This window comes from Marinobacter albus (assembly GCF_030238305.1).
In the GTDB taxonomy this organism is placed as follows: Bacteria; Pseudomonadota; Gammaproteobacteria; order Pseudomonadales; family Oleiphilaceae; genus Marinobacter; species Marinobacter albus.
Genome location: NZ_JASSQD010000003.1, coordinates 501,165 through 513,269, shown reverse-complemented (window position 1 = coordinate 513,269; position 12,105 = coordinate 501,165). Strand labels below are relative to the sequence as shown.

11 protein-coding genes are annotated in these 12,105 nt (G+C 58.8%); 4 read left to right on the top strand and 7 right to left on the bottom strand.

The window, feature by feature from the left end:
* Window positions 1-106 precede the first annotated feature (106 nt).
* Entirely contained in the window at window positions 107-1,315 is a 1,209-nt protein-coding gene (gene fabB / locus QQF73_RS17265; RefSeq protein ID WP_219868574.1) for a beta-ketoacyl-ACP synthase I, read from the bottom strand.
* 217 nt (window positions 1,316-1,532) lie between these two features.
* Between fabB and QQF73_RS17260 the strand changes: the two genes are divergently transcribed.
* Together QQF73_RS17260 and QQF73_RS17255 are read left to right on the top strand one after the other, a co-directional pair.
* Window positions 1,533-2,066, top strand: coding sequence for an Mpo1 family 2-hydroxy fatty acid dioxygenase (locus tag QQF73_RS17260; protein WP_219868573.1), 534 nt, complete (start codon window positions 1,533-1,535; stop codon window positions 2,064-2,066).
* Entirely contained in the window at window positions 2,044-2,919 is an 876-nt protein-coding gene (locus tag QQF73_RS17255) for a helix-turn-helix domain-containing protein (RefSeq protein ID WP_285368967.1), read from the top strand. Before QQF73_RS17260 ends, QQF73_RS17255 begins: the two co-directional genes overlap by 23 nt.
* On the opposite strand, the gene ylqF is transcribed toward QQF73_RS17255, so the two are convergent.
* Window positions 2,876-3,808: a ribosome biogenesis GTPase YlqF gene (ylqF, locus tag QQF73_RS17250; protein ID WP_219868572.1), complete on the bottom strand. Its 933-nt coding sequence runs from the start codon at window positions 3,806-3,808 to the stop codon at window positions 2,876-2,878. The two genes, QQF73_RS17255 and ylqF, sit on opposite strands and share 44 nt — an antisense overlap.
* A gap of 242 nt (window positions 3,809-4,050) precedes the next feature.
* Between ylqF and QQF73_RS17245 the strand changes: the two genes are divergently transcribed.
* Window positions 4,051-4,509 carry a Spy/CpxP family protein refolding chaperone gene (locus QQF73_RS17245; RefSeq protein WP_219868571.1) on the top strand — a complete coding sequence of 153 codons (459 nt, stop codon included), beginning with the start codon at window positions 4,051-4,053 and terminating at the stop codon, window positions 4,507-4,509.
* A 65-nt stretch (window positions 4,510-4,574) separates the two neighbouring features.
* On the opposite strand, the gene QQF73_RS17240 is transcribed toward QQF73_RS17245, so the two are convergent.
* The 4 genes from QQF73_RS17240 to QQF73_RS17225 form a co-directional block, all read right to left on the bottom strand.
* The gene (locus QQF73_RS17240) at window positions 4,575-7,070 is read right to left on the bottom strand and encodes an efflux RND transporter permease subunit (protein ID WP_219868570.1); all 2,496 of its coding nucleotides are present in this window, start codon (window positions 7,068-7,070) and stop codon (window positions 4,575-4,577) included.
* A 99-nt stretch (window positions 7,071-7,169) separates the two neighbouring features.
* Window positions 7,170-8,219 (bottom strand): lipoyl synthase, encoded by a 1,050-nt coding sequence (gene lipA / locus QQF73_RS17235; RefSeq protein ID WP_218636939.1) that lies wholly within the window; start codon window positions 8,217-8,219, stop codon window positions 7,170-7,172.
* A 130-nt stretch (window positions 8,220-8,349) separates the two neighbouring features.
* Window positions 8,350-9,627 carry an O-acetylhomoserine aminocarboxypropyltransferase/cysteine synthase family protein gene (locus QQF73_RS17230; protein WP_218636940.1) on the bottom strand — a complete coding sequence of 426 codons (1,278 nt, stop codon included), beginning with the start codon at window positions 9,625-9,627 and terminating at the stop codon, window positions 8,350-8,352.
* An 89-nt stretch (window positions 9,628-9,716) separates the two neighbouring features.
* A complete protein-coding gene (locus tag QQF73_RS17225) occupies window positions 9,717-10,931 on the bottom strand; it encodes a serine hydrolase domain-containing protein (protein ID WP_219868569.1) in 1,215 nt (404 codons plus the stop codon).
* Window positions 10,932-11,080: 149 nt separating this feature from the next.
* Between QQF73_RS17225 and QQF73_RS17220 the strand changes: the two genes are divergently transcribed.
* The gene (locus QQF73_RS17220; RefSeq protein WP_219868568.1) at window positions 11,081-11,413 is read left to right on the top strand and encodes a DMT family transporter; all 333 of its coding nucleotides are present in this window, start codon (window positions 11,081-11,083) and stop codon (window positions 11,411-11,413) included.
* 12 nt (window positions 11,414-11,425) lie between these two features.
* Here the strand turns inward: QQF73_RS17220 and QQF73_RS17215 are convergent, their stop codons facing one another.
* The gene (locus QQF73_RS17215; RefSeq protein WP_219868567.1) at window positions 11,426-11,830 is read right to left on the bottom strand and encodes a hypothetical protein; all 405 of its coding nucleotides are present in this window, start codon (window positions 11,828-11,830) and stop codon (window positions 11,426-11,428) included.
* Window positions 11,831-12,105: the final 275 nt, after the last annotated feature.

Below are 12,105 nucleotides of genomic sequence, written 5' to 3'. Positions count from 1 at the left end.
GCGTACTTTAATACGGAACAACGATGTTGCCAATGAGCAAGTTCAGAACTAAGAGTATATACCGCCAATAAAGAGCGGGCCCGAGGGACCCGCAAATCCGTGCAACTTATAGCTTCTCGAACACCAGCGATGCGTTGGTGCCACCAAAGCCAAAACTGTTGGACATCACCGTAGACAGGTCGGCCTCCTGCGATGCCGGGCCAACCAGTGGCATGTTGCTGATTTTCTCATCCAGATCCTTGAGGTTCGCAGTGCCGGCGATGAAACCGTTTTGCAGCATCAGGAGTGAGTAGATCGCCTCGTGCACGCCGGCTGCCCCGAGAGAGTGGCCGGACAGGGATTTGGTTGAGGAAATGGCGGGAATGTTATCGCCAAAGGTATTCCGTACAGCCCCCATTTCCGCCACATCGCCCACAGGCGTGCTGGTGCCGTGCGCGTTGATGTATTGAACCTTGCCGCGAATAGTCGCCATGGCCTGGTTCATGCATCGCTGTGCGCCTTCGCCGGAGGGCGCGACCATGTCATAACCGTCCGAGGTTGCGCCGTAGCCGGTCAGTTCCGCAATGATGTTGGCACCGCGTTTCCTGGCGTGCTCCAGTTCCTCCAGTACGACCATGCCGCCGCCGCCGGCAATGACAAATCCGTCGCGGCCACTGTCGAACGGGCGCGATGCGGTCTCAGGTGCATTGTTGTACTTGGTGGAGAGGGCGCCCATGGCATCAAACATCATGGTCAGGCTCCAGTCCTCTTCTTCACCGCCGCCGGCGAAGACAATGTCCTGCTTGCCGGCCTGGATCTGCTCCATGGCGTGACCGATGCAATGCGCACTGGTGGCACAGGCCGAGGACATGGAATAGTTCACGCCCCGGATCTTGTAGGCGGTGGCCAGGCACGCCGACACCGTGCTGGTCATGATGCGTGGCACCATGTACGGCCCGATACGTTTGACGCCTTTCTCCCGCATGATGTCGGTTGCCTCCACCTGGCTGGAGCAGGAGGCCCCGCCGGAGCCGGCAATCAGGCCGGTGCGGTCATTGGAGATCAGGTCTTCGGTCAGGCCGGCCTGGGCGATGGCCTGTTCCATGGACAGGTAGCTGTACATGGCCGAGGGGCCCATAAACCGACGGATCTTGCGATCAATGACCGAGGTGTCCACGTCCGGTGAACCGGAAACCTGGCTGCGAAACCCCATCTCCTTGTAGGTTTCATTGAATCGAATGCCGGATTTTCCGTTTTTCAGGCTTTCCGTTACCTCGTCCAGTGAGTTACCGAGGCAGGAAACAATGCCCATACCGGTGACGACAACGCGTCTCATACTTTCCTCCTTTACGACCCGCCAGGCATGGCGAAATCATGTGATCAGTGACGTTATGAACAGTTTAGGCTTTTTGCCGTGGCGGTGATATTTGACCTTGGTAAGGGGCGATTGAGTCGATCGGCAATGACCGGGCAATAGCTGTTACGTACAAGGACCGGGAAAGGGAGCTTGATATAGTGACAATTATCAAAGACAACAACAATGGGAGATGTCCATGCGATCGTTGCCGCAGTTTTTGAGCGACTACGGTGAGAGCCACCAGAATTCCTTCAACCAGTGGGTCCACATTGTGTGCGTGCCGGCCATTGTGTTTTCCACTCTCGGCCTGCTCTGGCTAATACCGGTTGGAAGCTGGCTGGGCCTGACGGGCATGGCGGGTGAGTGGGTCAATGGTGCCACCGTGCTGGCGGTGCTGTCAGGTGTTGTATACCTGCGTCTGTCGCTGTGGGTATTCGTGTTGATGGCAGGGTGGTTTGCCGTCTCGGCCTGGCTCATCCAGAGTGTTATCGCTGCCGGCTGGTCACTGTTCTGGAGCAGTCTCGTGGTCTGGGTCGCGGCCTGGGCCTTGCAGGTCTATGGCCACAAGGTCGAAGGGAAAAAGCCATCGTTTGTGGAAGATCTGGTGTTTCTGTTGATCGGGCCCATTTTTGTCAGCATCGAGTTTGCCGCCAAGATTGGAATTCCTGTGCCTTCTGCCCTGAGCAGCCACGGCAAGGACCAGCACGGTGGGTCAATCCAGGGCCAATGATGTCACGCAGGCCGGTGATGCGCTGGCGAAACCGCTGACCTGGGGTATGCTTTGGCCACAGGAAAACTCACTGACCGGCCCGACTATGCAGCATCCGCCGAATGGCACCCTGTTCCTCTGGCCCGACCACTGGCATGTGGTCGGGCATCTCATGCCCAACCGTCCTCACCGTCACATCAGCGCTTCGTGGCTCGTTGGCCTTGATGGGCCGTTTCGACTTCAGGTGGCGGGCCAGTGGCGTTCGACATCGGCAGCGCTGGTGGCTCCCGACGCCGTGCAGGCGCTGGAACCCGGCGACACCCGCATGTGGTGCGCGCAACTGGACCCAGACAGCGCCTTTTGGCGGGCTCTCCAGCCGATCCTGAAGGGCGGGCAATCGGTGGATGTGGTGCTGCCGCACGACAGTATTCCAGCCCTGGAGACCGGAGGCTGTGACGCGGTCTGGCAGGCTCTGTCGACAGCGGTTGAATGCCTTGGCGACTCGCCGGAGCCGCTGGACCCCCGCGTTCGGAAGGTCTGTGACTTCCTTCGTGCTGAGTTGCCCGAAAAAGTGGACGTGCCGTGGCTGGGAGAATCGGTGGGGCTATCGTCGTCGCGACTCAGCCACCTGTTCCGGCAGGAGATTGGGGTACCGCTGCGACGGTTTCTGCTGCACCTGAAGATGAACCGTGTCCTGGCCCATTGGGAGCAGGGCAAGTCCATGTCCGTATTGGCAATGGAAGCCGGGTTCTACGATCAGCCGCATTTTGTTCGCACCGCACGGGGGATGTTTGACGCCCTGCCGTCAGAGTATGTCACCACCGGGTGGTTCAGGGTTTGCCGGTGCGGCCTTTCTTCTTCCCCTTCGCCTTGACCTCTTCCCGGGCGGCCTTGTCGGCGGCGGCCTGAGCGGCTTCCTCTGCTTCCCTTTCCACCATTTCCGGGGTTTCCAGGGATATGCGTCCCAAGGTGCCGGCACGGAATTCGTTGAGCAGGACCTCGGACACTTTGTGCAGATCCGGGATACCACCACGGCCAAAGAACCGGCGTTTCGCGGCGATTGTATCCATCAGACCGAGGCCATCGGCGGGTAGCTGCTCCAGGCCGTAGCGGGCCTTAACCAGCTCCGGGTAAGCCTGTCTCAGGTAATCCGCCTCGAACAGGGCGACATCCTCGAAATCGAGGACAGAGCTGCGAATGGCTCCGGTGACTGCCAGACGATAGCCGCAGGCTTCCGGTGACAGTTTGGGCCATAAGAAGCCGGGCGTGTCGTACAACAGGATGTTGTCGGGCAGTTTGATGGCCTGCTGGGCACGGGTCACCGCCGGCTCGTTACCGGTTTTCGCGGCCGGCCGTCCGGCCAGGGTATTGATGATGGTGGATTTTCCGACGTTCGGAATGCCAAGGATCATCACCCGCAGGGCGCTTTTCTGGCGGTCATGGTCCGGGGTCATTTCCTCGGCCAGCTTCAGGATGCCCAGCGCTTCGCTGCGCTGGTTGTGGGTCAGCGTTATGGTGCGCACGCCGCGTTCCTGTTCAAGCCACGCCTGCCATTGCCCGGTAATCTCCGGATCGGCGAGGTCGCGTTTATTGAGCACCTTGATCAGAGGCTTGTCGCCACGCAGGGCGGGCACCAGCGGATTTTCGCTGCTGAACGGGATGCGCGCATCCAGTACCTCGATAATGAGGTCCATCTGGGGCATTACCTGTTTGATCTCCTTGCGGGCCTTGTGCATGTGCCCTGGAAACCAGTTAATCGCCATCTCGTATACTCCGCCGGTCGGTGAACGGCGCCATTATGAAGGGGAATGACCAAATTTTCACATTTGTTTGGAGCCGCCTGTGTGGCGGGTTGAGGGAGAACCGGGTGAGAAGTGTGTACAAAAAGGAGGGGCATCGGGGTGAAAAACGTCGCCATGATGTTTTAGGGTGTACAACCTGAATGACGAAACCAACGCAAATCGGTGGTATTTCAGACGTGGCCACCCTGTAAACGGAGAACCTTATGAAGCTCGCAAAATTGTTTGGTACTGCCCTTGTCGCCGTGAGCCTTTCCGCTCCGGCGCTGGCCCAACAGGCCGCTGGCGGTCAGCCGGATCAGGTTGATCAATTGGCGCAGATGGTGGGTCTTTCTGACGACCAACAAACCGAGATCCGGGGCATCATCGACGAGATGCAGGGCAAGATCGCTGAACTCCGTCAGGAGGCGCGCGCGCTTCAGCAGCAGATGCAGGCCGAGATCAAGCCGGAATACGACGAAGACTCCATCCGCGAAAATGCCGAGGAACTGGGCGACCTGACTGGTGAGATCGCTGCGCTCTCGACCCTCATGCAGGCGAAAGTCGACAGCGTGTTTACCGAAGAGCAGCGTGAGACTCTCGACAAGCGCATGCAGCAGATGCAGCAGCAAATGCAGCAACAGCGCCAGATGATGCAGCAGCAAGGCCAGGGCCAGGGTCAGTAACCTCGCACCCGGTCCCACTGCCTTGGAATAAGGGCCGCTTCTTCGGATGCGGCCCTTTTTTTGGTTCAGGCGCTGGCGCCCGGGCCAAAGGGTTTGACCATGACAATCAACCGGGGCAGCAGGGTCAGAGCTCCGAGCAAGGCCATGAACATGGCAAACCCGGTAAACAGGCCGAAGTAGATGGTCGGGATGAAGTTGGAGAGCACAAGAATCGAGAAGCCGGCAATGATGGTCAGAGAGGTGTAGAACATCGCCCGGCCAATGCTCCGGTGGCACCGGTGCATTGTCGCCAGGTAGTCGCCATCTTTTGCGAACTCGGTTTTGAACCTGTGCAGGTAGTGAATGGTGTCATCCACGGCGATGCCGACCGTAATCGCCGCCACGGTGATGGTCATCATGTCCAGTGGGATGCCAAGCCACCCCATCAGGCCCAGAACGGAGCCCGCGGCAATCAGGTTGGGTGCAATGCCGATCAGGGCCATTTTGAACGAGCGGAACAGCAACAGGAACATGGCCATGATGGCCAGGAACACCGCGCCGATGGTCTTGATCTGGGAATCGAACAGGCTCTGGAGCATGTTGTTGTACATGACGGTCATGCCCGCGAACAGGACCTGGTCCTCGTCGTAGTCGAGTTCGTTAGTCAGGTGTGAGTGGATGCGGTCAAGCAGGGCCTGGCGCCGGAGTTCGGGCATGGTCTCCAGAATCCGGACACTGAAACGGGCCTGGTCGTGTTCCTCGGAGATATAGGGGGTCAGCAGAACGTCCTGCAAATCATCCGGAACTGCCGCCGGCACAAACGCCAGCTCCAGGGCATCCAGTCGCTCGCCCTGGTTGATCAGTGCCAGGATGTCGAGGGTGGAGGTGATGGACAGGACCTTGCCGGTTTCCGGCAGGCTGTCGAGGTAGTTGTGCACCTTCTCCAGTTTCTGCATTTTTTGGTAGGTATACCAGGTGTCCCGGTATTCCTCCTCACCGCCGCAATCCTCGGCGAAGGGATCGCAGCCACTGGCAAACGGATCGCTGTCGGTTGTGGCATTTTCCGGCGGTTTTTCATCGGTAATGACGATGTCCAGTGGTGTGGTTCCACCCAGGCGGTTGTCGATGGTGATCATGCCCTGGTGAATTTCGGTCGATGACTTGAAGTAGTCAATAAAGCTGTTTTCCACGGTTAGCTTGCTCACGCCGACTGCACACAGTATGGCGATTGCCGCTGACCCCACCAGAACGGTCTTTCCAAAGCGCTCTGTGAAGCTCGCAAAGACGTCGGTGAACGGAATCCGGTTGGACAGCACACTTTTGTCCAGTGGCGGTGGCAGGATCCGGAGCAGGGCCGGGAAGATAATAAAGGTGATCAGAAAAGCCACGGTCAGTCCGAGTGTCATCATCCAGCCAAAGTCGATTACCGGGCGGATGCCACTGAACGTGAGCGAGCCAAACGCGACGATGGTGGTAACGGCCATGTAGAAACAGGGTTTGATCATGGCCATTACGGTCTTGCGTAGCGAGTCTTTCGGGTCGGCCTCCGGTTCGTCGTGCTGAAATTCCCGGTAGCGGACAATCAGGTGAATGGTGAGAGACAAAGTCATGATCAGCAACAGCGCAATGAAGTTCGCGGAGATCACCGTTACCGGCCACTGAGCCCAGCCCAGGAAGCCAACCATCAACCACACCGTAAAGCCACAGCACAGAGTGGGTATCAGCACCCAGCGCCACTGGCGGAAGATGATCGCCAGGGTGAGCAACAGAAAGGCCAGTACCCCGAACCCGAAGGTCGAAAGGTCGTTCTGGATAAAGCGAATCATGTCCGAGACGATCATAGGCACGCCACCAAGATGAATCTCCGCCTGGTCCCGGTACCTGTCCAGAATGGTGCGCACGGTGGCAATGGTGGCGTCACGCTCCTGGCCGAGCTTTCCGGTGTAGTCTATGAATGTCTGCCGGACCGTTTCCAGCTGGGCCCGTTCAGCATCAGACGCCTTGCCGCCTGCAACCTTGTCGCGCAGCTCGTTACGCTGCTGAAGCAGCTCGAAGTAGCGCTCCGGCGTAGGCAGATTAACCTGGATGGCCGTCGTTTTCGCATCCTCGCTGATCAGCAGGTTGGGGTAGAGCGGGTTGTTCAGGAGCGCTTCCCGGGCTGTTTCCGGGGGGACATTGTCGGCATCGATCGTTTTGATCTCGCTGTCGACGGTATCCAGGGTCAGGTCGGGGCTGTGCAGCAGAGGTACGTTCAGAATGCTGTTGGTGGAACCGACCGCGTCGAGCGCCTGCAGCTCATCCCTCAGCGCGCGAAGGTGGTCGAGCCCCTGTTCGGAGAACAGTTCGCGTTTCGGGGTGTAGGTAACAATGAGAAAGTCGTCGGAGGTGGTGAACCGGCGATGGACCTTCCGATACTGTTCCAGCGACCGGTCGTCTTCCAGGACCAGGGATTCGGCCGAGGCGTCCAGCCGGAACTCGCCAAATTTCACTGCGGCCAGACCCAGTAACAGGCCGAAAACGGTTAGGACAACAACGGGGTGGGGAAGGATCAGGCGATCGTACAGGGCGCGTAACCGGTTCATGAAGCAACAACTCTGCTGGAAAACGAGTGCAGAGTGTGCCACAAACTTTCGGTGACTGTGACCTTTGGCGATGTCGCCGGGGAAAAGCGGCTTGCCGCGTCAGTCGACCGCTTTGACCGGAATCTGCATGGCGTTGGTGGCCTGGGGTACTTCCGGTACGGCAAGACCGAGGTTGTTCTGGTCGAACACCTTGTCCGCACGGTAGCTGGAGCGAACCATCGGCCCGGAGGGCACCTCCATGAAACCCTTCTCCAGACCAATTTCCCGGTAGCGATTGAACTCTTCCGGGGTGACGTACCGTTCCACCGGCAGGTGGTTCGGCGTGGGCCGCAGGTATTGGCCCAGGGTCAGGATATCCACACCGATAGCGCGCAGGTCGTCCATGGTCTGGAGGATTTCCTCTTCGGTTTCACCCAGTCCCAGCATCAGGCTGGTTTTGGTGAGCACGTCGGGGCGGTATTGCTTGGCGTGTGCCAGAACGCTCAGGGTCTTCTCGTATCCGGCGCGGGGATCCCGCACCCGGCTGGTGAGGCGTTTCACGGTTTCAACGTTCTGGGCGAACACGTCCAGCCCGGAATCCACTACTTTCTCCACATGCGGCATGACGGCATCGAAATCCGGTGTCAGGGCCTCGACGGCCACTTCCGGCGTGCGCTGTTTGATCGCCGATACGCAGGCGGCGTAGTGGGCGGCGCCGCCATCGTCCAGATCGTCGCGGTCTACTGAGGTCAGAACGATGTAACGCAGGCCCATCAGCTCGACGGACTTGGCGGTGTTCTCGGGTTCCTCGTGATCCAGCCAGCCTTTGGGGTTGCCGGTATCTACCGCGCAGAATTTGCAGGCCCGGGTGCAGACTGAACCCATCACCATGATGGTGGCCGTGCCGGCCGTCCAGCACTCACCAATATTGGGGCAATGGGACTCCTGGCAGACCGTACTCAGGCGGTGTTCGCTGACATTCTTACGCACTGCTTCGTAGCGCTCGCCCCCTGGCATGCGAGCCCTCAGCCATTTTGGCTTGCGCTCCACCGGCCTGGAATCCCGATTCTCGCCCGAGCTGCGCTTGATACCATCCTTGATGGCGGAAAAGCCGTGCTCATTACGGAATTTGGAACCACTGGTAATGCGGGGTTTTGCGCTGTCGCTCATTGCAACGGGACTCTCATGAAGGCTTGGTCAGCCTTCAAGAGTAATGGCCGGGACTCGGAGATACAAGGCAGGTACGGGCAATCACGGGGATGTGCCGGGCACGACATTGGTCGTACCCGGCAGGGAGCAATCAGGCGGTTGCAGCGTCCAGCGCCTGGGTGATGTCGGCGATCAGGTCGTCCACATGCTCGATGCCGATGGACAAGCGCACCAGATCCGCACTCACACCGGCGCTTTTCAGCTCCTCCGGATTCAGTTGCCGGTGGGTGGTAGAAGCCGGGTGGCAGGCCAGGGACTTGGCGTCACCAATATTGACCAACCGGTAGATCAGTTGCAGGGCATCGATGAACCGTGCTCCGGCCTCAAGGCCGCCCTTGATCCCGAAACTCAGGATGCCCGACGCCTTGCCGCCACAGATCTTCTCACAGGTCGCCTTGTAGGGGCTGCCATCGAGGGTGGCGTAGTTCACCCATTCGACGGAGGGATGGTCCTGCAGGAAGTTGGCAACTTTTTCCGCGTTCTCGCAGTGACGTTCCATGCGAAGGGCGAGGGTCTCCAGTCCCTGCATGATCAGGAAAGCATTGAAGGGGGCCAGGGCGGCTCCGGTGTTTCGCAGGGGAACCACCCTGCAGCGACCGATAAAGGCCGCGGGCCCGAGAGCCTCGGTATACACCACGCCGTGATAGGACGGGTCTGGCTCGTTCAGCATGGGGAACTTGTCGGCACTGGCTTTCCAGTCGAATTTGCCTGAATCCACCACGATGCCCGCCACGGTGGTGCCGTGGCCGCCGATGTACTTGGTGAGGGAGTGGACGACGATGTCGGCCCCATGCTCGAACGGTCGACACAGGAAGGGTGTTGCCACCGTATTGTCGACGATCAGCGGTATGCCATGCTTGTGGGCAATGTCGGCCCAGCGCTCGATATCCACCACATTGCCCGCCGGGTTGCCGATGGATTCGCAAAACAGGGCGCGGGTGTTGTCATCAATGGCTTTTTCGACCGCATCGAAATCATCGTGGGGCACCATCCGGCAGTCGATACCCTGGTTCGGCAGCGAATGGGCGAACAGGTTATAAGTGCCGCCATAAAGCTGGCTGGTGCTGACGATATTGTTGCCGACCTTGCAGATGGTTTGCAGGGCATAGGTGATGGCGGCCATTCCCGAGGCCAGCGCCAGTGCCCCAACACCACCTTCGAGTTGCGCCATGCGCTCCTCAAGCACCCCGTTGGTCGGGTTCATGATGCGCGTATAGATGTTGCCCTGCACCTTCAAATCAAACAGATCCGCACCGTGCTGCGTGTCATCGAAGGTATAGGAGGTGGTCTGGTAGATGGGCGTAGTCGCCGCATGGGTGGTCGGGTCTCCGCTGAAGCCCGCGTGTAAAGCCAGTGTCTCGAGTTTCATCGCAACTTCCTTGCTGTGTAATCATTGGTGTTGTTGGTGTCGAAAATCAGTATGCCACAGAGTTCGATAAGGTAGGATCCGTGCCCGGATCAGACCAGCGCGCCGTGCACCATGGCCCGCAATTCCTGTCGCACCGGGTACGAGGACGAGGGTATCAGCTGGGTCATGAAAATGACGACCATGTCCTCCTCCGGATCGATAAAGAAATTGGTGCTGGCCAGACCACCCCAGCCATACTCTCCCACCGAACCGTTGGTATGGGATTTGGCAACGTCGGTTTTGACCGAGAAGCCCAGCCCGAATCCATTACCCTCGTAAGGGGTTTCGCTGAATGCCCCGATGGAGAGAGTCGGCAGGTCCTGGTTGCCGGGCAGATGATTGCTGCGCATGAACTCGAGGGTTTTTCGCCCGATGATGCGCTGGCCCCGGTATTCACCGCCCTGGCACAGTGCCTGCGCGAAACGGTGGTAGTCGTCCACCGTGGACACCAGACCACCACCGCCTGACAGGAATGCCGGGGTCCGAAGGTAGCGGGAACGCTCCGGGTCATCCTGCAGTCTCATGGTGTCGCCTGGCTGGTGCAGGTAGCAGGCCGCGAAGCGCTCCCGTTTTTCCTCGGGTACCTGAAAACCCGTGTCCGTCATGCCCAGGGGCGAGAAGATGTGCTCGCGGAAATAGTCATCCAGGGGCTGGCCGGAAAGCAGTTGCACCAGGTAGCCGACCACATCGGTAGACACCGAGTAATTCCAGGCCGTTCCCGGCGAAAATTCAAGGGGCAGTTCTGTCAGCCGGTCGATCAGTTTGTCCAGAGTAAGGCTGCCGCTGCCGTCAAGCTTCAGGTGTCGATACGCGGCATCGACATTGGTTCGCTCCAGAAACCCGTAGGTCAGGCCCGACATATGGGTGAGCAGGTCACGAATGGTCATGGTGGCCGCGGCCGGTTCGGTCTGGAAGTCCGGCCAGGAACCCGCCTTGTACACGGACAGGTTTTTCCACGCGGGTATGTACTTGTGGACCGGATCGTCCAGCAGGAAACGGCCCTGTTCGTACAACTGCATCATGGCAATGGAAGTGACCGGTTTGGTCATGGAATAAATCCGGAAGATGGTATCCCGCCGGGCCGGTTTGTTGCGTTCAATGTCCATGAGTCCCTGGGCCCGCGTCCAGGCCACTTCACCGTGCCGGGCCACCAGTGTCACGGCTCCGGGAAGCTTGCCGGGCTGGATGTAGTTTTCGTCAAGGTGGCGGGAAATGCGCTCCAGTCGGTCGAGCGACAGGCCGGCGACGGTGGTGGTTTGGGGCATGAACAGGTCCTCCGGGTAAAACAGGAGCTTATGCCATTCTTTCAATCGGGTGAAGGGGCAGACTTCGACTGGAGTGCTATCGGTTTTTACGGTTCATTTTCCGGCCGGCCCCAAGCACAATGGCCCGCCTTGATTCAGGAGGTTGTGCTATGACGAACTGGGTTTTTCTGGCCTTGGCTATTATCGCGGAAGTGGTCGCGACGTCCTCACTGAAGGCGAGTGAGGGTTTCACCCGTCTGATGCCGTCGGTGATCGTGATCCTGGGCTACGGGGTCGCGTTCTACCTTCTTGGACTGGCATTGCGAACCATCCCGGTGGGCACCGCGTACGCAATCTGGGCTGGCCTTGGAATCGTGCTGGTCGCCGCTGCCGGCTGGCTGGTGTTTGGCCAGAAGCTGGACGCGTGGGGAGTCGCTGGCATGGCACTGATCGTGTCCGGCGTTTTCGTGCTGAATGTACTGTCCAAGGCCGGTGCCCACTGAACACAGTCAACGTCAGCGCTCTTCGGTAATTGACTTTGCCATGGCCCAATAGGTGGTATGTGCAGGCACGAGAACGATGCCCGTCAGAATGGCGTTGATAGTGTCGATATTGAGAATCCAGATGCTGCAAGACGTGAAGGCAAAAAACAGGACGAGTTCAAAGCCGACGTAACTCATTGTTTTCTGGAGCAGCCCCCTGTTGCGGCTGCCATGTTCCTCCTGGGCGGGCTGCTCATCTCCCCATCGCCGTTCGTACACCATAGTCCAGACCCTGGAAAGTGGGACAACCGAAACCGCGAACAGAAACGCCTGGTTGGCACTGGTGTCATGGAAGGCGATCATGGCGATGCCTATGAGGAGAATGGCGGCCAGGTCCAGTGGGAGAGTAACAATGATATCTTCAGTGTCCCGGAACATTTCACTGCCCACCCCAAACTACCGTCAGAGAATTCTGGGCCGTTCGCTCGGTATCAGTCTTGATACACATCAACTCCAGGCTTTCCCCGGTTGTCGCAGTTTTCGCCGAAGTGACACCGGGAATAAACCCGGAGTAGGTCCACCATAGCTAGTATAGAATCAACGGACAGTGATTATTAGGACTCCATCGGAAGATGAGAAGCTTTAATGTCGTGATCAGATATTGCTTTCTCGGCGCTATGTTCTGTGCGCAACACGTTCAGGCGGAGGACTTG